Annotated in this window: 22 protein-coding genes and 1 tRNA gene; 9 read left to right on the top strand and 14 right to left on the bottom strand. The window is 37.4% G+C overall.

The genetic code is table 11. The features are described 5' to 3' along the window. Positions 1-102 precede the first annotated feature (102 nt). The gene (locus J671_RS06445) at positions 103-801 is read left to right on the top strand and encodes a phosphatase PAP2 family protein (RefSeq protein WP_022575733.1); all 699 of its coding nucleotides are present in this window, start codon (positions 103-105) and stop codon (positions 799-801) included. Here the strand turns inward: J671_RS06445 and J671_RS06440 are convergent. The 5 genes from J671_RS06440 to J671_RS06420 form a co-directional block, all read right to left on the bottom strand. After that, positions 798-2,132: a two-component system sensor histidine kinase PmrB gene (locus J671_RS06440; protein ID WP_031225266.1), complete on the bottom strand. Its 1,335-nt coding sequence runs from the start codon at positions 2,130-2,132 to the stop codon at positions 798-800. The genes J671_RS06445 and J671_RS06440 overlap by 4 nt on opposite strands. A 25-nt stretch (positions 2,133-2,157) precedes the next feature. After that, positions 2,158-2,832: a DNA-binding response regulator PmrA gene (locus J671_RS06435; protein WP_002051287.1), complete on the bottom strand. Its 675-nt coding sequence runs from the start codon at positions 2,830-2,832 to the stop codon at positions 2,158-2,160. Between the two features lie 14 nt (positions 2,833-2,846). Beyond that, positions 2,847-4,496 carry a phosphoethanolamine transferase gene (locus J671_RS06430; RefSeq protein WP_022575731.1) on the bottom strand — a complete coding sequence of 550 codons (1,650 nt, stop codon included), beginning with the start codon at positions 4,494-4,496 and terminating at the stop codon, positions 2,847-2,849. A 187-nt stretch (positions 4,497-4,683) separates the two neighbouring features. Next, positions 4,684-5,991: a DcaP family trimeric outer membrane transporter gene (locus tag J671_RS06425; protein WP_016805257.1), complete on the bottom strand. Its 1,308-nt coding sequence runs from the start codon at positions 5,989-5,991 to the stop codon at positions 4,684-4,686. A gap of 541 nt (positions 5,992-6,532) precedes the next feature. Then, the gene (locus J671_RS06420; protein WP_031981711.1) at positions 6,533-7,780 is read right to left on the bottom strand and encodes an MFS transporter; all 1,248 of its coding nucleotides are present in this window, start codon (positions 7,778-7,780) and stop codon (positions 6,533-6,535) included. A 127-nt stretch (positions 7,781-7,907) separates the two neighbouring features. Here J671_RS06420 and J671_RS06415 point away from each other — a divergent pair, with 127 nt between their 5' ends. The 4 genes from J671_RS06415 to J671_RS06400 all read left to right on the top strand — a co-directional run bounded on the left by J671_RS06415 (position 7,908) and on the right by J671_RS06400 (position 10,969). Then, positions 7,908-8,534, top strand: coding sequence for a lysophospholipid acyltransferase family protein (locus J671_RS06415; RefSeq protein ID WP_004885444.1), 627 nt, complete (start codon positions 7,908-7,910; stop codon positions 8,532-8,534). 67 nt (positions 8,535-8,601) lie between these two features. Then, positions 8,602-9,519 (top strand): patatin-like phospholipase family protein, encoded by a 918-nt coding sequence (locus J671_RS06410; RefSeq protein ID WP_004705841.1) that lies wholly within the window; start codon positions 8,602-8,604, stop codon positions 9,517-9,519. 105 nt (positions 9,520-9,624) lie between these two features. Beyond that, positions 9,625-10,086 carry an NfeD family protein gene (locus tag J671_RS06405; RefSeq protein WP_004885442.1) on the top strand — a complete coding sequence of 154 codons (462 nt, stop codon included), beginning with the start codon at positions 9,625-9,627 and terminating at the stop codon, positions 10,084-10,086. Positions 10,087-10,114: 28 nt separating this feature from the next. After that, positions 10,115-10,969 carry an SPFH domain-containing protein gene (locus J671_RS06400; protein ID WP_002051299.1) on the top strand — a complete coding sequence of 285 codons (855 nt, stop codon included), beginning with the start codon at positions 10,115-10,117 and terminating at the stop codon, positions 10,967-10,969. Between the two features lie 69 nt (positions 10,970-11,038). On the opposite strand, the gene J671_RS06395 is transcribed toward J671_RS06400, so the two are convergent. The 3 genes from J671_RS06395 to prpF all read right to left on the bottom strand — a co-directional run bounded on the left by J671_RS06395 (position 11,039) and on the right by prpF (position 13,725). Further along, positions 11,039-11,407 (bottom strand): MmcQ/YjbR family DNA-binding protein, encoded by a 369-nt coding sequence (locus tag J671_RS06395; protein ID WP_004885440.1) that lies wholly within the window; start codon positions 11,405-11,407, stop codon positions 11,039-11,041. A 59-nt stretch (positions 11,408-11,466) separates the two neighbouring features. Next, entirely contained in the window at positions 11,467-12,378 is a 912-nt protein-coding gene (locus J671_RS06390; RefSeq protein WP_000097114.1) for a polyprenyl synthetase family protein, read from the bottom strand. 159 nt (positions 12,379-12,537) lie between these two features. After that, positions 12,538-13,725 (bottom strand): 2-methylaconitate cis-trans isomerase PrpF, encoded by a 1,188-nt coding sequence (gene prpF / locus J671_RS06385; RefSeq protein WP_004885439.1) that lies wholly within the window; start codon positions 13,723-13,725, stop codon positions 12,538-12,540. A gap of 378 nt (positions 13,726-14,103) precedes the next feature. Here prpF and J671_RS06380 point away from each other — a divergent pair, with 378 nt between their 5' ends. Then, positions 14,104-15,459, top strand: a complete 1,356-nt coding sequence (locus J671_RS06380; protein WP_002016863.1) for an amino acid permease — start codon at positions 14,104-14,106, stop codon at positions 15,457-15,459. A 97-nt stretch (positions 15,460-15,556) separates the two neighbouring features. Here the strand turns inward: J671_RS06380 and nudC are convergent, their stop codons facing one another. Beyond that, complete coding sequence (gene nudC / locus J671_RS06375; protein WP_031981710.1) at positions 15,557-16,336, bottom strand: NAD(+) diphosphatase; 780 nt, start codon at positions 16,334-16,336, stop codon at positions 15,557-15,559. Positions 16,337-16,624: 288 nt separating this feature from the next. Here nudC and J671_RS06370 point away from each other — a divergent pair, with 288 nt between their 5' ends. Both J671_RS06370 and J671_RS24885 read left to right on the top strand, forming a co-directional pair. Continuing rightward, positions 16,625-18,148: a cryptochrome/photolyase family protein gene (locus J671_RS06370; protein ID WP_031981709.1), complete on the top strand. Its 1,524-nt coding sequence runs from the start codon at positions 16,625-16,627 to the stop codon at positions 18,146-18,148. A gap of 4 nt (positions 18,149-18,152) precedes the next feature. Next, a complete protein-coding gene (locus J671_RS24885) occupies positions 18,153-18,293 on the top strand; it encodes a DUF2256 domain-containing protein (protein WP_077162469.1) in 141 nt (46 codons plus the stop codon). A gap of 85 nt (positions 18,294-18,378) precedes the next feature. On the opposite strand, the gene J671_RS06365 is transcribed toward J671_RS24885, so the two are convergent. After that, positions 18,379-18,633: a TIGR03643 family protein gene (locus J671_RS06365; RefSeq protein WP_031981706.1), complete on the bottom strand. Its 255-nt coding sequence runs from the start codon at positions 18,631-18,633 to the stop codon at positions 18,379-18,381. Positions 18,634-18,947: 314 nt separating this feature from the next. On the opposite strand from J671_RS06365, the gene J671_RS06360 reads away from it, so the two are divergent. Further along, a tRNA-Arg gene (locus tag J671_RS06360) sits at positions 18,948-19,020 on the top strand. A 9-nt stretch (positions 19,021-19,029) separates the two neighbouring features. On the opposite strand, the gene hchA is transcribed toward J671_RS06360, so the two are convergent. The 4 genes from hchA to J671_RS06340 form a co-directional block, all read right to left on the bottom strand. After that, positions 19,030-19,905 carry a glyoxalase III HchA gene (gene hchA / locus J671_RS06355; protein WP_031981704.1) on the bottom strand — a complete coding sequence of 292 codons (876 nt, stop codon included), beginning with the start codon at positions 19,903-19,905 and terminating at the stop codon, positions 19,030-19,032. A gap of 201 nt (positions 19,906-20,106) precedes the next feature. Further along, positions 20,107-21,105 carry an NAD(P)H-quinone oxidoreductase gene (locus J671_RS06350; RefSeq protein WP_031981702.1) on the bottom strand — a complete coding sequence of 333 codons (999 nt, stop codon included), beginning with the start codon at positions 21,103-21,105 and terminating at the stop codon, positions 20,107-20,109. 46 nt (positions 21,106-21,151) lie between these two features. After that, positions 21,152-22,045: an AraC family transcriptional regulator gene (locus J671_RS06345; protein WP_004705824.1), complete on the bottom strand. Its 894-nt coding sequence runs from the start codon at positions 22,043-22,045 to the stop codon at positions 21,152-21,154. 158 nt (positions 22,046-22,203) lie between these two features. Next, entirely contained in the window at positions 22,204-23,022 is an 819-nt protein-coding gene (locus J671_RS06340; RefSeq protein ID WP_017393864.1) for an undecaprenyl-diphosphate phosphatase, read from the bottom strand. Between the last annotated feature and the right edge of the window lie 176 nt (positions 23,023-23,198).

Here is a 23,198-nt window from a genome sequence, read left to right as displayed (position 1 = left end):
TTTTCTAAGATTTAAAGATGAAATCCTGTTTAGTTTAAGAACAATTTAAGTTTTATTTTATGTAATGCCTTCAATTCACGCTTAAATTGATGTTAAAACACAATGAATCAACAAAAACATTTTTTTCAGCTTCAGCTTATTTTTCTTGCTATCAGCTTTTTTATACTTTTATTTGTATTCCCAGTGGGTGGAAAAATTGATATGTACCTCATCCAACCTTGGATTGATTCAACTGGTCAATTTTTTAATCGGGAAAATTGGTATCTCGAAAGGCTTAATCATCAAATCGTAAAAGACATTATCACTGCGATTTATGTCATCTTTTTTGGTCTGTGGCTTGCTTCATTTAAAGTAGAAAAGTTAAAAATCTATCGCTGGCAATATGGTTATATGTTTTTTGTCAGCATGATTGGTAGCGGTGTTGTTGGTTTATTAAAATCACAATCTGCTCATGCCTGCCCTTGGAATATGGTTCATCCTAATAGTTTAGGTGGCTATATTTGGGACTTTACAGCAAAACATGGTCATTGTTTTCCAGGTGGTCATGCCAGTGCTGGATTTATCATAATGACCGGTTATTTTGTTTATCGTCTTGAACAACCAAAACGAGCTTATTTTTATTTATTTTCAGGCATTTTATTAGGATTTATGATGGGTTGGGCACAAATGATGCGAGGAGCACATTTCCTAAGTCATAACTTATGGACAGGTTGGGTTGTTTGGGCAGTGAACATTTTCTTTTATGCGATTTGTATTCATCGCTTTGAGTTCGAAAAACAATTAAAACAAGAGCTTAGTTAAGCTCTTGTTTCATGTAAATGTAAAACCTTAGGTAACTTCACTAAAACTGAAAGACCACCAAGTTCTAAACTTTTATCGAGAGTTAGAGTTCCACCAAGTCTTTGAGTTGCACGGTCTACAATTGATAAGCCTAAACCACTTCCCACTTCAAGATGATGGTGTACTCGATAAAAACGTTTAAGCACCTTATCGTAATTTTCAGGATCTATACCTGCGCCACTATCTTCGATTTGAATACATGCAAAGTTATCTGGGTCGGTATAAACTGAAATGTTAATTACCCCCTGATGTGGTGTATATTTAATTGCATTATCAATTAAGTTAAAAATAATCGAATGTACGGTAGGTTCAATACTATGCATCTCGACAGGGTCATTTCTAACAAAGCCTAAATCAATTTCTTTTTGCATGGCTAAATTAACCAACTGCTCAACACAATTTAAAGCCACATCATTGAGCTGAAAATAGCCAGTAGGTTCAACCATACTTAAAGTTACATCTTGCTTTGCCAACGCCAAAAGCTGCGTCACTAAATGCTGAATACGAGCTAAACCTTTGCTTAAGTTTTGCAACGATTCATGCTCAGGAAACTGGCTTAACAAAATCTTGGTTTGTAAGTTCAATGCAGTAACAGGTGTTCGTAGTTCATGAGCAGCATCAGCAATGAATTGCTTCTGTTCATTTTGTGCTTTAGAAATACGGTCAAACAGACGGTTCATTTCATCAATGGTAGGCAAAAGCTCTTGAGGATAATCATGCACCTCAATTGGTGTTAACTCCTCAGAATCACGCTCCATTAACTCATTTTTAAAATCATCTATTGGTTTTAAACCACGACTAATAATGGCAGCCAAGGCAAATATCGCGAAAGGTAAAATAATTAAATAAGGAATGAACATACTGCCTGCAAGCTCCCATGCGAAAGCTTCACGAACCCGCTCTTGTTGACTGACCTGAATTTGGTAGTCTTTCAACGGTAAAACATATGTTCGGACTACACCTTCAGCGGTTTTATGTGAATAAAAACCAGCTTGTTGAACAGGAGGAACCAAGAAGTGCAGATGATGAGATAAATTCGCTTGGTCTTTATAAGCCCAAATATCTAAAAATAAATCTTCTTCGTGGTAAGTTCGATGTAAATCAAACTTACTACTTACTGTTTTTAAGGGATACTCAGCCGTTCTTTCCGCTAAATACTGCATTTGAGTATCTAGAATTTCATCGACTTCCTGAAGTGCAACCTTATAAGCACTAAAAATTAAAATACAACCTAAGATGACACTGAAAATTGAGGTGCCCCAAATCAGTCGTTTTTTTAATGAATAATGCACGTTCATGAAGTCCCGAAATCTTAAATTATGATTGCCCTAAACGGTAACCCAGTCCTCGGATAGTTCGAATAAAGTCTTTACCCAACTTAGCCCTTAAATGATGGACATATACCTCAATTGTGTTGCTGGTCACATCACTATCAAAGTCATATAACTTATCTTCCAAATTAGCTTTTGAGAAAATTTTATTTGGATGACTCATAAGCGGAATCAAGATTGCCCATTCACGATTCGATAAATCAATACGTTGCCCTTTAAATGTTGCAATGTGCTGTTCAACATTTAAAACCAGATCACCGCTTTCTAGTAGTTGATCTTGGCTTGCAAGTTGAGCCTCTACGCCACTACGGCGTAATAAGGCATGAATACGAGCGAGTAATTCATCAAACTCATAAGGCTTAATTAAGTAATCATCTGCTCCCAAATTCAAACCATCAACACGGTTTTGCAGTTGGTCACGTGCAGAGATAATCAAGACTGGTGTTGCTGCTCTTTGACGGATCTGCTTTAAAACTTGCATACCATCCATCATTGGCAATCCCAAGTCTAAAAGAATGAGATCAAACTTATTCTTTGCTAATTGGGCCAAACCATCTAAACCGTTATTGACCCATTCCACCTCAAATTGATGATATTGCAGCAACGTCGTTGTTGATTCTGCAATCATAAAATCATCTTCAATCATCAAGATTTTTGTCATGTTCTAGGCTCGCTTTAGTTTACATGGGCACAAGAGTGCAACATGTCCAGTTGAGGGTTGATGACCTGAGTTTGTACATCCAGCAAACTTAACAAACTTGGGAATAGATTATCCTGACTTAACTTTTGTTTAGTTTGTTGGTTTAAACAATTTACTTGAGCAAGATTATGTTGTTTCCAGCCATCAGAGAACCACATAATCATTGGAATATGTGTTTGTTGGCTCGGTGCGATTGAGTAAGGCGAACCATGCAAATACATACCATGCTCACCTGTCGATTCTCCATGATCAGATAAATACCATAAACCTGTTTGATAATTCGATACTTCTTTTAAAGTATTGATCATTTGGCTTAATACATGGTCTGTATACACGATTGTATTATCATAACTATTTAATAGCTCAGCTGGTGAACAACCCTGTATCGCATTAGTATCACAAGTTGGTTTAAATGGTTGATATCCCTCAGGTGCCCGTTTGTAATATGCTGGCCCATGGCTACCCATCTGATGTAATACAACTAAACGTGGACGTTTATCGTCTTTCGGAATAGAGGCCAAATACTGCTTTAAGCTATCAATGAGAATACCATCAAGACATTCACCATCTTTACACCATTTTTGCTTTAAGTCTTCTGGAATCTGGTATTGTTCAACACGATCACATGCACCTTTACAACCCGAATTGTTATCAATCCAAGTCACTTGATAGCCTGCGCGTTTTGCAATATCTAGTAAGCCTTCACGATGGCTTGCCAATTGCTCATCATAATCAGCACGTGGCATACCAGAGAACATACATGGCACAGAAACTGCTGTTGCCGTACCACATGAACTCACTTGAGAGAAATTTAAAATATCTTGTTTAGAAAGCTCTGGATTTGTATTTTTAGCATACCCATTGAGCGAGAAACTTTCTGCACGTGCAGTTTCGCCCACTACAAGTACCATGAGTTTAGGTAAATCTTTTTGAGTTTGCTGAACTTGATGGGCATCTTCACCATACTTCACAAGAGGAAGATTTTTCTTAGGCGCTTTTTTACGATAATAAGACATCACCGAAGAAATAGTGTTTTGAGGAGAGATCATTCCTTTTAAATCACGATGCTCTCTAAATATTGCTGCAAAATCAACATAATATGCAAACAACAAACCACCTACAACGGCAAATGCAAGAGCGATTGAAAGTACTTTTTTAAGCAAAAGCGGAAGTATTCTTTCTGATTTGAGTTTTACCTGAGTAATTAAAAAAATAGGTAAAATAACAAAGAAGATTGTCCAGAGCCCAAAACGCAAAGAAAGTAAATCTGTAGCTTCAGCAACATCTGTTTGAGCAATATTCTGAATCTGATCAGGTGAAATAATGACACCTAAAGTATTTACAAAGTACGAGCTAAAACCACCAATAAATACCAGTAAAATGGCAAAAATTTTGGCCGTCCATTTCCAGTTTAAAATTTGTAAAGCCGCATAATAGGTAGCAACAACAATCACTACAGTAGCCGCTAAAAAAAAGGTCGCTTTTATACCTAAATATGGCGTTAACAAATGAACTTTTTTATAAAAACCAAAATTTAGAATTGCACCTAACCAAATGGCTATAATGAAGTTGAACATAAACAGGGAAATCTGCTTATTTCTTAATGTAGAAAAAAAACTCAGCATCTCTGGTTACTACGACCTTTTTTTATGATGCTCTACTGTAAAAATTGAAACTTAAAAATGACTTAAATAATAGAATGATCGGTATAAACCATTTTTAACGGCTTTACGCTACTTATTTATTTCAATTAAAAAAATGAGTCGAGACTCATATGAATCTCGACTCAATTAGCTAAGAAGCATTGAGAAATTAGAAGCTATACTTAGCCATTAAACCAATACGGTTATCTTTATAAGACTGGCCAGCAAACGTTTCACGTTTACCATTGACATATTCAAGGCCTAAATCAATTGGTTTAACAGGTGTATAGATGAAGTTAATCCATGCTTGCTGAACTTTTTCATTACCAGCTGTATATACTTTTGCATAATCAGTGCCGTCATCAGCAAACTCTGCACCGTACGCTAAAGTTGAACGCAAGTTAGGTAAAATTTTATAAGTACCACCTACTTGTACAGCAACAAATTTATTTTGCTCAATATCTTTATTAGGAGCTACAGCATAAGCAGCATTACTGCCATATAAATAGCTACTATCACCAACTACATATGAAACATCAGCAAAAACTTTTAAAGGATCAGAAACTTTAAAGTCTGTACCTGCAGCAATACCCCAACCAGTTTTATTATCATCACCAAGTGATGATTTATAATTTTCTACTAAAGCACGAGCTGATGCAGAACCTTTACCGTCTGCATAACCTTGAGTAATTTTAGCAGTTAATACAGGTAAGCTATACTTGATGCTATCGCCGGCTGTTGCTGAAGTACTATCACCTTTTTCAGCAGAAACAAACAATTGTGTAGTTGGACCCAACTTGTAGCCATAGCGTACTTGAGGAACACGTTTTGTACCACCACCAACGTTTGTCGAGAAATCGATCATTTCTGGTGCATGAGTTGACAAGAAGTTAGACGTCGTTTGACCAAATAACCAGTCGTTATACGTTAAATAAGCATGACGAATACGTAATGAGCCATTCGAATCTGTTGTTGAGCCAGCAAAATCGACTTCGAGTTTACCGCCTACCTTAGCATCGCCAACAGGTGTATTAAAATCTAAACCAAGACGTGTGGTTTTAGCAGTCGAACGTAATTTATCTTTTGTTTTACCATCAGTTTTACTAACATCACCAAAGTCGTTATCGGCACCTTCGATAATATAGTTAGCATCACCACGAACGAAACCATAAAGGTTCACATCAGCACCAGCTTTAGATTTAAAACCTGCTAATGGAGAAGCAGGAGCTGCAACAGGTTGAGGCTGTGCTTTAACTTCAGCTAACTGCACTTGCTGTTGTTGCTGTACTTGTTGCTGTTGCTGCTGTACTTGGCGCTGTTCTTTAACTAATGCTTTTAATGCTTCAACTTCTTGACGAAGTTTTTGAATTTCCTCTTTTTCAGAGGTTGCCGCATTTGCCCCACTCATCATTAAAGCTGTTACTGTAATAGCTAAACTTTTAACAACAAACGATTTACGATTAAGGAATAGATCCATCAAAAACTCCTAAAAATATATTTTATGTTGCTTATCCATGCCAAGTTGATTCGGTGACCATTGAGCACTAAAAAATCAACTATTCTCCAAATTTGATTGCATTAATTTTATTACCGCAATCAAAACCAATTTTAACGCTGGGTAAGATTAAAAATTCCAAATCAAAAGAAGCAAGACATACTTTTGTTTACAGAACTTTTACCTTGACTTCATGTTGTAACGAATCCTACACAACTCTCTTATCTTATAGAATGATTAAATCATTATTTCATTATTCTTTTTTAGACTTTAGGCTAATAAACCGTCTAAGTGAATATTTTTTTACCGACGTTGCTTGATTCACATAATTTTTCTTGTTACTTCCATCCTTTTTTCCTTTCTAGCGTCCATTTGCTACCCAAACAAGATGGCACAATTAATAAGCCATTTGAATAGCTAAAAATATACATTTTTAAAAGAATGAGTAAAGTTATAAGCACAACTTTTTAGCTTAACTTAATATGAATTAAGTTTCTTTATTTCATCAGCTTAATATCACTTTTTATACAGCTTTTGCTGCCTTCCATACGTAAATAGGAATTAAAAATAGTACAGCAATAGTGACAATAGCTATCAAATAATGGAAATAACCAAGTACATCTCCAATGATTCCACTCAAGGTATAAAGTCCCCCACTTACAGTCGCCATAATCGAAACCTGAAAAGTAAAATCGGTACCCGCATAGTTCTTTCGACTGTAATGCATAACCAAGGTTAGCATTACAACCAATAGCATGGCAGCAAAAGCATCTTCCAAAGCATTTACAGAATAGATAAGCCATGTATTTATTTTTATCTTCTGCTCATAAGCATAGGCCAAATAAACATACGCACCTAAACTCATGATTTTTAATATTGAAAAACTAATTAAGGTAGCTGGTCTAGAAAAATACTTTAATACCCATCCTGCAATAAATGCCCCCACTAAAGCAGCTACAGCACCTAGCATAGTGATGTAAACACCAATTTGGGTAAAGCTTAATCCCATATCAACCATTAAGGGTTTAAGTAATGGCCCGGCTAAGCCATCTGCCACTTTAAAAGTGATAAGTACCATTAACCAAGAGCGAAGCTCTTTATTTTGAGAAAAATAACTCAAATAAGACTTAATTTTTATCAATAAATTTGGCTGGCTAGATTGATTGTCAGAATGAGAAGTATGAGGAGGTTCTTTGAATAGTAAAACAGGTAGAGTATTGATAAATACTAAAGCAGCTAATAATAAAAAAGTTGGCTGCCATGACAACCAATCTAAACACCATAACACAGCCCCCCCACCTACAATAAAACCAAGCCGAGAGCCTACAACTTGAAATGTATTTCCCCAATGTTGCTGATCATGTTGTAATAAATTGACAGCTAAAGCATCGGTTGCAATATCTTGAGTTGCGCCCGTCGAGTTCATAAATAACAGTGCAATAAAAAATATAAATAAGTACAAAGGCTGATCTAAAGCCTGAATAGGAAAAAAAGATAAAATACAAATTACTGCCACCGTTAAAAGCTGAGTGGGTAAAATCCAGCTACGATAATGACCTAAACGGGAAATTGCGTGTCGATCCACCCACGGTGCCCAAAATATTTTGATTGACCAAGGCACCATAAGCAGCCCAAAACCACCAATATGCGCGAGTGATACACCTTGAGCTCTTAATATTACGGGCAAAGCATGGGTCATAAAACCCACAGGTAGACCTTGCGCCCAATATAAGGAAAATAGCAAAAGATAAAGATTTTGCTGTCGAAACATATATACCTACTTTTATTTCTTTGTGCGGTAATAACATGAAATACCATGCGTAATCTTACATTTTGCCAATGAAGCATAGATTTCAAAAGATTAAGATAAAACAAAGGATGATTTAAAACTTAAAAATATGGAACAACATTTCCCTAAGCTACCTCCACAGGTCCCTCAACGTGGTAATGCTTTAAGTCGAGCATTATTTAAAAAACTTTTTTTGGCTCAAGGCTGGACTATAGAAGGTGAAGTTCCTAACTTTCCTAAGGCTGTAGCCATTATTTCTCCTCATACATCCAATATTGATGGCTGGTATGGTTTTTTAGCTATTTTTGGGCTTGGCATTCAAATTACAGTACTAGGTAAAGACAGCTTATTTAAGCCTCCTTTTAAACGTGTTTTAGATTGGGCAGGTGTTATTCCGGTAAAACGTGACTCTGCCAATGGACTGACTGAACAGGTGGTTGCAACCATTCAGGATTATGACAAGATCTGGATTGGAATGGCGCCAGAAGGCACACGTAAGAAAGCAAAAAAAATGAAGAGTGGCTTTTACCATATTGCTGCAAAGGCTAATATCCCAATTGTGATGTTCTCTTTTGATTATGATCGCAAGACTATTCACTGCTTAGGCTATTTAACTCCTAGCGGAAATTATGATGAAGATCTCGCCAAAATTTTTGAGCGTTATGATGGAAAAATATCACCGAAAAATCGTAATTGGCTTGCAGAACCTTTACAAAATCTTGTGAAAAAAACCTAGCAAAAATTGAACGAATCTGGTCTGATGGGCCATCTTAATTTATCTTGCTATAGATTGTTTTTCAAAGATGAAAATTGCTCAATTTGCCAGTATCGGATTTATCTCTTTAGCCTTATTTGGCTGTGATAAATTCAGCAAAACACCAACACCGACCACTTCAGTTAAAGCACGCGAACCAGTTATTGCACTTGCCTTAGGCGGCGGTGGAGCAAAAGGATTTTCACATATTGGTGTTATCAAGGTCTTAGAATCACATGGTATTAAACCTAAAATTGTTACGGGTACAAGTGCCGGTAGTTTTGTAGGAAGTATCTATGCCAGTGGGCAAACACCTTATCAGCTCCAAAATCTTGCACTTAAATTACAAGAATCGGATATTCGTGATTTAACGCTTAATCGCCAAGGTATTATTCTTGGGCAAAAGCTACAAGATTATGTGAACCGTAACGTGGGCAATAAGCCTATTGAGAAATTCCCAATTCGTTTTGCAGCAGTAGCAACCCGTCTTGATAATGGTCAAAAAGCTGACTTTATTAAAGGTAATGCAGGTCAAGCAGTACGTGCGTCTTGTAGTATTCCAAACGTGTTTGTCCCTGCCACTATTGGCAATCAAAAGTACGTAGATGGCGGATTAGTTAGCCCAATTCCTGTAAAAACAGCACGTGATATGGGTGCAGATATTGTGATTGCGGTTGATATTTCAGCACGTCCAGCAGGAAATCGCCCAGCGAATATGTGGGGATTACTTGATCAAACCATTAATATTATGGGTCAACAAAGTATTAATGAAGAGTTAAAACTAGCAAACGTAGTCATCCAACCTAAAGTTGGGCACTTAGGTACACTCGATTTAAAATCAAGTAATGAAGCTATTTTAGAGGGTGAGAAAGCTGCTCAAGGCCAAATTCGTCAAATTGAAACTGCAATAGCGAATTTCAAAAAATCTCCAGCCGCATTTAAGCCAGCTCCACGTCCTAAATTTTAATTGAGGTGGTTTTTTTCTATCCACACTTACTATCATCTGCTACAGTGGTAAAAGTGATATGAGATCACTTTTACCCATCATAAAGATATATAAAAGAGCAGATCTATGGAGTTTGTTGTAGAACCTTGGCACTGGTTTGTATTGGGTATCTTACTTATTCTTTCTGAGCTGATTATCCCTGCTTTTGCCGCTCTCTGGTTTGGTATTGCAGCCATTATGGTTTGCTTTCTCTATTGGTTATTTCCAGATATTAGCCTTACAACCCAAATTGTATTGTGGATTATTTTATCGGTGCTATGCACCATTCTTTGGTTCAAATTTATTAAACCCTTATCGATTGATAGAACTAAAGCAGGTTTACCTCGTGAGGCCACCATTGGACAAATTGGTATGGTGATTCAAACCGGACTTGCTCATGACCAAATTATTGTCCGTTTCCCTATGCCTATTTTAGGGGCCGATGAATGGAACTGTCGCAGCACTAGCCCTGTGAAAGTCGGTGATCGAGTCCGTGTCATTGATATTTCGGGCAATGACTTAATTGTCCAGCCCCACAGTACTTCATAAACATTAAAGATAAAGAGAGGTTATTTTCATGCCAGTTGGTACCATTATTGTTTTAGCCTTTTTGGCTTTTGTAGCAGTTACTATTTTTAAAGGGGTACGTATTGTTCCTCAAGGTTATAAATGGATTGTTCAGCGTTTAGGGAAATATCATTCCACGCTTAATCCAGGGTTGAACTTCGTTATTCCTTATATTGATGACGTAGCTTATAAAGTCACGACTAAAGATATTGTGCTTGATATTCCATCTCAAGAAGTGATTACCCGTGACAATGCTGTATTGCTTATGAATGCAGTAGCTTATATCAATTTAACAACCCCTGAAAAAGCAGTGTACGGTATTGAAAACTATACATGGGCCATTCAAAACCTTGTACAGACTTCATTACGTTCTATTGTGGGTGAAATGGATCTAGATGATGCACTGTCTTCACGAGATCACATTAAAGCTAAACTAAAAGCTGCAATTTCTGATGATATTTCGGATTGGGGTATCACTTTAAAAACTGTAGAAATTCAAGATATTCAGCCATCTTCAACCATGCAAGCTGCTATGGAAGCTCAAGCTGCTGCTGAACGTCAACGTCGTGCTACAGTGACTAGAGCTGACGGTGAAAAGCAAGCTGCAATTTTAGAAGCAGATGGTCGTTTAGAAGCATCTCGCCGTGATGCAGAAGCACAAGTTGTCTTAGCAGAAGCATCTCAAAAAGCGATTGAAATGGTAACAAGCGCAGTCGGCGATAAAGAAACACCTGTCGCTTATCTATTAGGTGAACAGTACGTTAAAGCAATGCAAGACATGGCTAAATCGAGCAATGCCAAAACTGTTGTATTACCTGCTGATGTTTTAAATACAATCCGTGGCATTATGGGAAAGCATAATTAATTTAACTGCTTTCAATAAGTCATTGAAATAAAAACGGCGACCTGATGGTCGCCGTTTTCATATTGAGTATTATTGGTTGTTTAATCTTTTTTGATCTTTCAAAGGTAGCTTTTTTACGACTAAGTCATAAGAATCGCGAATCAAATCTTGAAGTAAATCACGAGTTAAGTTTTTATGCGGAGTAATAGAGATCCAGTGTTTTTTATTCATGTGATACCCCGGAATAATAAAAGGATAAAGCTCCTGATATTCCTGACTTTTATATGGATCACATTTAACAGTAATCATTTTTGTGCCCGTTCCTTCCCCTACTAATAAAAACACCTTTTCTAAAATTTTAAAGACGTCGCATTCAGGTCCAAAGGGTTGGCTTTGCTCACTAAAAGGAAGATTACACGCAATCTCTATTGCAACTTGATGGAGCTGATCACCATTCATTCTTATTTCCTTTATTCATTGAATATGAATACAAGCAGGATTATTAATTTGATTTTATATTAGTTGGTACGGGCTAAAAGGAATTGTGAAATCTCAACTAATTCTTTTGCATTTTCACCAAAATGCGCTAAAGCCTCAAAAGCTTGATCATGCAACTCTTTTGCATAAACCTGTGCTTGCTCAAGTCCCATTAAAGCAGGATAAGTCGACTTTTGTACTTGTTCATCCTTACCCGCAGTTTTACCTAAAGTTTCAGTGCTTGAGGTAATGTCCAAAATATCATCTTGCACCTGAAAAGCCAGTCCAATTGCTTGTCCATATTGGCGTAATTTCGGAATTGCCTGATCTGTTCCAGAGAAAATTGTCACTGCACCCATCATAATGGCAGCCTGAATAAGCGCTCCCGTTTTATTACGGTGGATATTTTCTAGTTCGTCTTGAGAAATTTGTTTAGCTTCAGCTTGTAGGTCTAAAACCTGTCCACAAACCATTTTAGAGCTGGCTGTTGCTAAAATTTGAATTTGCTTTAATACAATTGCAGCATCAGTTCCCTGCCCTTGTTCATCAAACAAACGACTCCCTAAAACCTCAAAAGCCATCGACTGTAAAATATCACCTGCAAGTAAAGCGGTATCTTCACCAAATGCTACATGGCAAGTTGGCTGACCACGACGAAGTAAATCATTGTCCATACAAGGCAAATCATCATGCGCTAGGGAGTAGCAATGAATAAGTTCAACCGCAACTGCCGCACGGCGAGCAGCCGCAAAATTTGGATTGTCTTGTAAAGAAGCTGTGGCGTAACACAAAGCTGGACGCACACGTTTTCCACCAAGCATAACTGCATGGTGTACTGCGCTTTTTAAAGGTTCAGGAATTGAAAATGCGGCGAGTGTTGTCAATAAATCTTGTTGAATACGTTGTTGAGCTTGTTTTAAAACATCCGCATTAACTTGAGAGAGTGATGACACAGTCGCCTCGTAAAATCAGTAGAGAAATTTTATTGAATGTGATGAAACATTCATGTGCTACATCATACACGATTCACTGTAAAAAGTGCGTGATGAGTTATGGATGTCAGAAGTAAAAAAGCCTCTCTATGGGAGAGAGGCTTTTCATTTAAATGACTTTTAGAAACTGTCACCCGGAACGCGTACCCAACCTTCCATTAAGACACGTGCACTACGGCTCATAATGGCTTTTTTCACTACCCATTGACCATTTGTAAGTTCAGCTTGAGCACCAACACGTAATGTTCCCGATGGATGTCCAAAACGCACTGCTTCACGCTCGCCACCACCAGCTGCTAAATTTACCAATGTACCCGGAATGGCAGCAGCCGTACCAATTGCTACCGCTGCTGTTCCCATCATGGCATGGTGAAGTTTACCCATCGACAAAGCACGAACCAGTAAGTCGACATCATTTTCTGAAACGTTTTTACCGCTTGAAGCTGTGTAATTTTTCGGCTTAGAAACAAAAGCAATTTTTGGTGTGTGCTGACGTGCAGCTGCTTCTGAAATATCTTTAATTAAACCCATTTGCACAGCACCATATGCACGAATTTTTTCAAAACGTGCTAGCGCTGCGGCGTCACCATTAATATGATCTTGCAGTTCTGTACCTTGGTATCCTAAATCTTCTGCATTTAAGAAAATGGTTGGAATACCGGCATTAATAAATGTGGCTTGGAAACTGCCAATCTCAGGCACGTCTAATTGGTCAACAACATTCCCTGTCGGGAACATATCACCGCCCTCTTCACCATCATCGGCTGGGTCTAAAAACTCAATTTGAACTTCTGCAGCAGGGAAAGTCACTCCATCCAGTTCGAAGTCACCAGTTTCTTGAACTTGACCATTGGTGATAGGTACATGAGCAATAATGGTTTTTTGAATATTTTTTTGCCAAATTCGAACAGTACAGAGACCATTTTCAGGAATTCGATTTTCATCAACCAAACCATTTGAAATCGCAAATGAACCAACCGCAGCAGTTAAATTACCGCAGTTACCACTCCAGTCCACAAAAGGCTGATCTATTGAAACCTGTCCAAATAAATAGTCTACATCGTGATCTGGCTGTGTGCTTTTAGCGAGAATAACGGTTTTACTGGTACTTGAAGTCGCTCCACCCATTCCATCAATTTGCTTTCCATAAGGATCTGGGCTACCAATGACACGTAGTAAGAGTTGATCTCTTGCTTGACCTGCCACCTGAGCTCTTTCCGGCAAATCATCAAGTTTAAAAAATACGCCTTTACTGGTTCCACCACGCATGTAAGTTGCTGGAATTTTAATTTGCGGTACTGAGCTCATATCAACTGTTATCCTTACTCTTGTGTTTTTATATCTCGAAACAAACAGACTTGTTTAGTCATGCACTTCATCTTAAATCGTTTTGTGATCTAGAGATAGCGTTATGCTTTTATACATCAATCGTATTGACGCAGACTTATTTTGAGAATTTAGATTCATGCTCGCAATGACCGAATTAAGCAAAATCATGAAAAAAAGAGTCTATCAAAAATATATTTTTAGAATATTTTTTAATCATTTTTAAATTATTAAAAGCAAGTTAATGATTTTAAATATTTTTTAGTGTTACTTTTCAGTCACCGCTTGTTAATTTGTAGTCTAGGCTAAAATAAATCCATCTATTAGAATAATTTACTTATTCATAGTGAGTGAAGACCTTTGACCAACGAATCTTCTACACTGCAACGAGGACTAAAAAATCGACATATCCAATTAATTGCTATGGGTGGAGCAATTGGTACCGGATTATTTTTAGGCTCGGCGCAAGTGATTCAATCTGCGGGACCATCCATTATTTTAGGATATGCCATTGGTGGCTTAATTGCTTTTTTAATTATGCGCCACCTGGGAGAAATGATTGTTGAAGAACCTGTTGCAGGATCGTTCAGCCATTTTGCTTATAAGTACTGGGGAAAATTTCCCGGATTTTTAGCTGGATGGAATTATTGGATGCTCTATGTTCTGGTTGCGATGAGTGAACTCACCGCGGTAGCCAAATATATTAATTACTGGTGGCCTCATATTCCAGCATGGACGTCTGTCTTATTTTTCTTTGTCGTGATTACGGCAATTAACCTTACAAACGTCAAATTTTATGGTGAGTCCGAATTCTGGCTCGCTATTATTAAAGTTGCTGCTGTTATCTCTATGATTGTTTTTGGCCTTTATTTGCTATTTACAGCAGATGTGGGTTCAAGCATTTCATTTAGTAACCTGTGGTCTCATGGTGGATTTTTTCCAAATGGCTTTAGTGGCCTCTTCTACATGTTGGCTTTCTTGATGTTCGCCTTTGGTGGTATTGAACTGATTGGTATGGCTGCGGCAGAAGCAAAAGATCCGAAAAAGACCATTCCAAAAGCAATTAACCAAGTTGTTTTCCGTATCTTGATTTTCTATATCGGTTCACTAGCGATCTTACTTTCATTAGTGCCGTGGAACCAGTTAGATCTTGGCGGTCTCGATAAAAGTCCATTTGTTATGATTTTTAGCCAAATGGGTATTGGTTGGGCTGCACATTTACTGAACTTTATTATTTTAACCGCGGCCCTCTCTGTTTATAACAGTGGGATGTTTGCCAATAGCCGTATGCTTTACGGTTTAGCTCAACAGGGTAACGCGCCAAAAATTTTCAAGAAAGTAAATAAACAAGGTGTACCTGTACCAGCAGTTTTGTTATCTGCATTACTTATTTTTGGCTGTGTTCTTTTAAATTACTTTGTACCTGAGGATGCTTTAAGTCACTTAATGTACATTGTAGTTGGAGCATTGGTATTGAACTGGGCGATGATCAGTATGACTCACCTTAAGTTTAAATCAGCAATGAAAAAACTCGGTCAAAAAACTCACTTCCCTGCACTTTGGGCACCATTTAGTAACTATTTGGTTTTAGGTTTCATTGCTGTTGTACTTTACATTATGTGGAGCCAAGGCTTTAAAGAGTCTGTAATGATGATTCCGATCTGGATTGTTCTTATGTTTATTTTGTTTAAAGTACTCAATGCTAAAGAACAATAATCTGAACATTTGTATTTAAAATATGAAAAAAGCCATTGTCTCGACAATGGCTTTTTTATTTAAGACGATAAGATTAAAACCATATTTGAATGTCTATTTAGAGCCATTGTTTCGTATCATCAGCCACAGGTGTGCCATGAATAACATGCATAATCATTGCATGCGCAATACTGCCCTTAAATGGAATTTCAGGTAACTGATCAAGTTTGAAAAATTGAGCATCACTCAGTTCTTTCTCCTGAATTTCAATTTCGCCCGCTTCATATTCAGCTTTAAAAGCCAACATTAAGTTACTCGGAAATGGCCATGGTTGACTCGCCAAATACTGAATATTCTTAATGTGCAATCCAACTTCTTCTAATGTTTCACGTCGCACAGCATCTTCTAGTGTTTCCCCTACCTCGACAAAGCCAGCGATTAAACTATACATCTGGGTTGTATTTCTGGCATTTTTAGCCAGCAAAATCTCGTTCTCTCCACGTGTAATAATAGTAATCACACAAGGGTTAACTCTAGGATATTGACTAAAACTACATGCTGGACAAGTCATAGAATATTCAGTCTTATGCTGCTGGGTTTTATGCCCACAACGGCTACAAAACTGATGATTACGACGCCACTCTAGTAACTGAAAAGCACGACTCGCCTGTTCAAACTGCGGTTTAGTCCAATATTGTAAGAGTTGGCGAATAGGTATGAACTGATATCCATTTGGTATAGGTTCACCTTCTTGGAAATCTCTTGCTATTACTTGAGGGTCTGCTTGTATATGTAAATCATGTTCCTGCTGTTTAAGGCAAGGCAAATTAAAATTCGCATCAACCAAAAGTTGTTGTTGCTGAAAAATATAAGCAATAGGAAGGTTGTTGGTATCCATTTATATACTCGAGTGAAGAACCTTTCGACGGCCTCTATAGCTTCTTCAAAAGGATCAGACTTAAAACATATTTTTCAAAAATCTTACGCATACTGGCAAACATCTTCAATTTATTTAATTTGTATCTTTTTGATTAAAATCACATTTTATTCACGCATGCTATGCTTTTAAGTTATATCTATGACTTTATAGCTAACTGACCAGTGATGAACTTAGAAGCACTGCTTCACATAAAATTGATCTCTAAAAATTTAGACTAGTTTTAGTCCCATCTCATGAAGCAAAAATATGCGATTTGGTTTAATTCTGGGTGATCAATTAAATCACCAACTCGCAACGCTCAAGTATTTAAACCAAAATGAAGACATTATTTTGATGGCTGAAGTACTTGAGGAAACATCTTATGTTGCTCATCATCCACAAAAAATAGCGCTGATTTTTAGTGCAATGCGACACTTTGCAAAAGAATTAAAAGCACAGGGCTGGAAAATCCGTTATCACACATTTAAGCGCGAAAGTCATATAAAAAAGTTAGTCGACTTTATTGCTTTGCAGCAACAACACTTCTCGGCAAATACTCTCATCGTTACCCAATGTGGTGAGTATCGCTTACAGCATGAAATCGATACTTCATGGTCTAACTCACTAAAACTACCTGTTATTTGTTTAGAAGATGATCGTTTCTTTTGTACCGTAGAACAATTCAAGCAATGGGCAAACAAATATAAAACGCTAAGGATGGAATACTTTTACCGAGAAATGCGCAAGCAAACTCACTATTTAATGCATGACCAACAACCCGTAGGCGGGCAATGGAACTTTGATCAAGCCAATCGAAAAGCGTGGTCAGGCAATCCACCTTTGCCACCAAAATTAACCTTTGAGCATGATCAAATTGATATAGATGTTATTCAACTGGTCAAGAAAGAATTTTCTCAACATATCGGCAATATCGATTCCTTTCAATGGGCAACAACCCGTCAAAATGCCTTACTTGCTTTAGACCATTTTATTTCTAACAACCTACCCCACTTTGGCGATTATCAAGATGCCATGGTTTATAGTTCAGATTTTATGTTTCATAGTCTGCTCTCGCCTTATTTAAATTGTGGATTGTTATTGCCACAAGAGGTGTGCGACGCTGCTCAAACAGCCTATTACAACGGACAGGCCCCCTTAAATGCAGTAGAAGGATTTATTCGCCAGATATTAGGATGGCGGGAATATGTGCGTGGAATCTATTGGTTGTCTATGCCTGACTATAGCGATCAAAATACCCTTCATGCCAGCATGCCGCTACCACAATATTACTGGACGGGTGATACAAAAATGGCATGTATGGCCGAGTGTTTCAGAAATACCTTTGAACATGGCTATGCTCACCATATTCAGCGTTTAATGATTACAGGCAACTTTGCGCTTTTAGCTGGTGTAAATCCATCTGAAATTTGCGAATGGTATTTAGCAGTTTATGTCGATGCTTATGAATGGGTCGAATTACCGAATACTTTAGGCATGGCGATGTATGCAGATGGCGGCATCATGGCAAGTAAACCCTATGCTGCATCAGGTAATTACATACATAAAATGTCAAATTATTGTCAGCACTGTACATATAACGTCAAAACCAAAACTGAACCAGACAGTTGTCCATTTAACAGCTTGTATTGGTATTTTATGAGCCAGCATGAGGCCATATTTCGTCAAAATCCCAGAATGGCGATGGTCTACAAAAACCTTGATCGTATGAAAGATAAAGCTTCTGTTATGCAGCATGCACAGTTACTTATTCATCAACTTGATGAGCTTTAAGATCATGAAAAAACAGCATCTACCCCAGAAAATATGTGTCTATTGTCAACGCCCTTTTGACTGGCGAAAAAAATGGGAGCGTTGCTGGGAAGAAGTAAAATATTGCTCTGAAAGATGTAAACGACAGGCTCGCTCAAATAAGTAAATATTTCACGCGATTGTTTTAACTGATTCAACACTACTCTTCATTGTTGAATCAGTTGTCTTTCAATTGATTATATTTGATGCTCTTAAGCATATTTATACTGGCGAGAACAGTAAGCTCTTTCAACTTCTGATGAACGTAATTGCTGATGCTTGGTTTTACGCCCTGCCATACGCTTGCGCCAGAGTTTAAAACTGCTCGATTTTAAGTTGTATCTCATTAAACGAATAACTTCCCTTTCACGCAAGCCATACTCTCGCTCAATTGCTTCAAATGGGGTTCGATCTTCCCATGCCATTTCAATAATTCTAGATAAGTCATGTTCATCAATTTTTTTCATGTTATGCCCTTTTAAATTATGCTGTAACCAAATCTGATTCTTTAACAAACAACCTTTCGGAAATAGCTTCACTGACCCGATTGCTTGCTTTGAATGTTTTCGTGTTTTGCTTCAGATCATAGAAAGGCAAACATGAATTTTTTGTGATTTTTTTGCTTTATAAACTCTATTTTTTTATATAAGACATAAACAGTTCTAAAACCTTTGAGTGGTTTAACTTTTTATTAGCCACTATGGCAAAATTTTTAATACCTAAAACATGAAAAAAGCCATTGCCTTAGCAATAGCTTTTTTGTTTATAATCATAAAATTATGCGCCCTTAGCTTAACTGGATAGAGCAGTTGCCTCCTAAGCGACCGACGTGGGTTCGAGTCCCGCAGGGCGCACGCATTTAATTAATCCTTCACTTCAGCCAGCAACGTTTCAGCTGCAAGTTTTCCTAAATTATTAGAAGCAAGCGGACTATCGCCTGTTAATAATTTACGATCTCTATGACATTGTCCTGTAATGCCAGTGTTCAAAATCTTCACACCGAGTTTTTCAAGGTTCTCACCGACTAGCCATGGTAAAGCTCCTGGCATATAACCGATATCAATATTTGCCCCCTTATCTAATGAATCAGGGAATACACAAATTTGATAATCTTTAAAAATATAATTCTCAGGTTGTTCATCTACTGCCGCAGCAAGCAGCGAAGCTGGACCATGACATAAAGTAATGATAAATTTGTCTTGTTCAACTGCCCATTTCAGAACTTTTTTGACATCCAAGCTATGTGGAATCTTAGCTAAAACACCATGCCCACCCGGAATAAATATAGCCGCATATGGGGAGTTTTCCCCCACTGCATTTTCTAAAATATCGCCAAGTTTTAGCGGATTTTTTAATTTATCTGCATATTTCTGGAAAGTATCTAATACTACCTGCTCTTGCTTTGGCATTGCCCACATTTCAAGTTTGGCTGGATTACCGGAAAGTGTCGCAACGTCAATTTCAAAACCAGCATTATCTAAATGAAACATCGGCAAAAGCATTTCTACTGGATGGTTTCCGGTAGAAAAGAACTTACCGTTTTGCATCTGGATATAACGCTCATAAGTTGCAATCATTAAGACCTTTTTATTACCTGTATACGGCGTTGGGTAGGTCGTACCGTCGTAATCTGTTTTAGGAGAAGTATATTGGCTCAGTGAGTATGGTGATGGGAAGAATGCATTATCTTCTGCCAAATCTGGAGTCGGATTTTTATCATTTGATGCTGGGGTATTCATTGTTACCATCCTTTAGAATTGAAGAACGAAATAACAGCTTTAAGCCAGTTATTATTTCTTAGTACATGTATATTTAGATCAAGAAACTGGTGCAACACGCCAATAGAATTTGGCAATTTTTATATAGAAATAGGCACAATTAATAATTATAAATTTCAGTTTAGGCAAACATGACGTTCACCTAAACTATCACAGATTAAATTAAGTATTAATCTCTAAAACGATCTTTCCAATATGGTCACCTTGTTCCATACATGCATGGGCACTTTGTACATCTGAAAAATCATAAGTTTTATAGATTTGCGGTAAGCACTTGCCTTGCGCTAATAACGGCCACACATGTTCATGTAATGACTGAGCAATCTGGGCTTTTTCTTGGCTATTACGTGCTCGCATAGTTGAGCCAGTAATAGTTGCACGTTTTAAAATCAGTTTCTGCAAATCAAATTCTTTTGCAATTCGACCGCCCATAAAACCAATAATGACCAGTCGACCATCACGTTTTAATAGATTTAAGTTTTTCGAGAAATATGAACCACCCACAATATCCAAAATCACATCAACACCTTGGTCTTGGGTGTGTTTCAAAATTTCTTGCTCAAAATCTTGGGTTTTATAGTTAATTGCAGTCGTTAAGTTAGAGAGTGCTTCAACTTTATCTTCACTTCCAACTGTAGCAAAAGTTTTAATCCCTAAAGCATTGCAAATCGCTAAAGCTGTGGTCCCAATACCACTTGCACCACCATGAATCAGTGCTGTTTCATTTTCTTTTAAACGGCCGATATCAAACAGGTTTGCCCAAACTGTAAAGAATGTTTCCGGAATCGCAGCAGCTTGTGTAAATGTTAGATTTTCAGGTATTGGCAATACTTGCGTTGCAGTTACCGCACAGTATTCTGCATAACCACCACCGTTGGTTAAAGCACAAACCTTGTCTCCAACTTTGAACTGTTGCACCTGTTCACCTACAGCAACCACGACCCCAGCGACTTCAAGACCCGGAATTTGCGTAACACCTTTAGGCATTGGGTATAAACCCATACGCTGCAATACGTCTGGACGGTTAATTCCAGCAGCTTTTACCTCAATTAACACTTCATCTGCTTGAGGAACTGGAACATCTGAATCTTGAAGTTTTAAGACCTCAGGTCCGCCAGGAACCGTAATTTCAACAATTTTCATGGTTGTTGGAAGACTCATTGATATGCTCCATGTTTGGTTTATATTTTAAATGTATTGATTTACTTTAATTCATTGAAGATTTAGGTGGAACTCCAAACAGCCGTTTAAACTCTCGACTAAACTGTGAAGCACTTACATACCCAACCTGATAGGCGGCTTCAGCAACACCCATTTGATTATTTAAGATTAAATCACGTGCCTTATGTAATCGAGTAATCTTAATGTACTGTAATGGAGAATAGTTCGTGACTTTCTTAAACGCTTGATGAAAAAGAGAGACACTCATTCCTGCTTGTTTAGCAAGTTCCTGAACCGTTAAATTATGATAGTAATCTCTTTGAATAATTTCACAAATTGTATAAATCACACTATTTCGACTTATCATAGCCGAAAGATTTTCGATTAAATCGCGACTACCTGCCTGCAAAACCCGATAAATGAGTTCTCGTTTTATCTGTTCTCCCAATATCGCAGTATCTTGTTTAGAACGAAGTAAATTCAACAAGCGTAAAGCAACCTCAGATATTACCGTGTTCATGTCTATAATATTTAAACCACAACTGAGCTTTATATCTCTTTTTTCAAGCTCATCTATAGATGGCTGCTGGTCTTTATCCATTTTAGTGGCTAAATCAGCCATCATTTGCGTTTCAAACTTAATCGCAATTGCCAGCATCGGTTCATTTTCAACCAACGTATCGCAGTCAAAAGGTATAGCGATCGAGATGAGTAAACACTGGCCTTGTTGAAACTGAAAAGTATCTTTCCCGATATAACCACGCTTTACGCCTTGTATAACTAAAACAATTGAAGGCTCTTGTAATACAGCAACAGGTTGTGTGGAATGATCTACCCTCATAAGGGTGATGTTTGAAATATAGGTAGGATACAGCCCTTCTTGAGGAGCCAAATATAAAAAAGCCTCTACCAATCTTTTCATCAAATCATTCTGTTGCATTGCTTTATTTTTTACGGGCTATTTAAGATTTACTATATCAATCAAACTAAAAGGGAAAAGTATTTCTTGGTAGTACTTTGTATAAATAAGCAAGTTAAAGCTATTTTTAGGCATAAAAAAACCTAGAAGATTCTAGGTTTTTTTATTCAATCTGATGATTAAGCAGATAAGTTAAAGAACATTGCTGCAATCAAAATAATGACACCGAGCACAATACGGTACCAAGCAAATACGCGTAGCGTATGGCGTTCAACAAAAAGTACCAGTGCCTTTACTACAAATAAAGCTGCAATAAATGCTGCAACAAAACCAACACCAATATTAATCATATTGTCTGAGGTCAACACATCAGCATTTTTAATTAAGTCAAATGTCGCTGCACCTAACATGGTCGGCATTGCAAGGAAGAATGAAAATTCTGTTGCGGCTTTACGTGATAAACCTGCAAACATCCCGCCTACAATTGTCGCACCTGAACGAGATGTTCCCGGAATCATCGCAACACATTGAGCAAGACCAACTAACAGTGCCTGCTTAAACGTGATTTTTGTTGCATCTAATGTTTTATGCTCAAACTGTTTAGATTCAACCCAGAAAATAATGAGTGCACCGACAATGAGGGCAATCGCAACCACAATTGGGCTAAACAAAACACTTTTAATAAAATCGACAGCTAAAACGCCAATAATCACTGCTGGGAAAAAAGCAATTAATACACTAAAAGCAAAATGACGCGACTCTACATCGCCACTAAAGAAGCCTTTAATCAAGTTAATAATTTTTTGTCGATATAACCAGCACACTGCCAAAATAGCACCTAACTGGATCACTACTTCAAATACACGACCACCATCTGAATGGAAATCGATAATATGACCAAATAAAATCAAATGGCCAGTACTGGAAATTGGTAAAAATTCAGTTAAACCTTCAACAAATCCTAGAAATAGTGCTTTTATAACTTCAAAATTTTCCATCACTTGCTCAAAAAGTTAATCACTAGAAAGCTCTAAAAAGTTGTTTTATATCATGGATAAACCAATACTTTGGATTATTTCATGTTCAATATCAGATCATTTCTAGCATTTTGGTTATTGCCTTTAATTAAAGGCCGATTATTTAAAGTGCAATAATGTATCACATCATTATGACA

It is taken from the genome of Acinetobacter sp. 1130196 (assembly GCF_000588095.1).
Classification (GTDB): Bacteria; Pseudomonadota; Gammaproteobacteria; order Pseudomonadales; family Moraxellaceae; genus Acinetobacter; species Acinetobacter nosocomialis.
The sequence above is the reverse complement of the archived record's forward strand: the minus strand, read 5'-3'. Positions and strand labels throughout refer to the sequence as shown.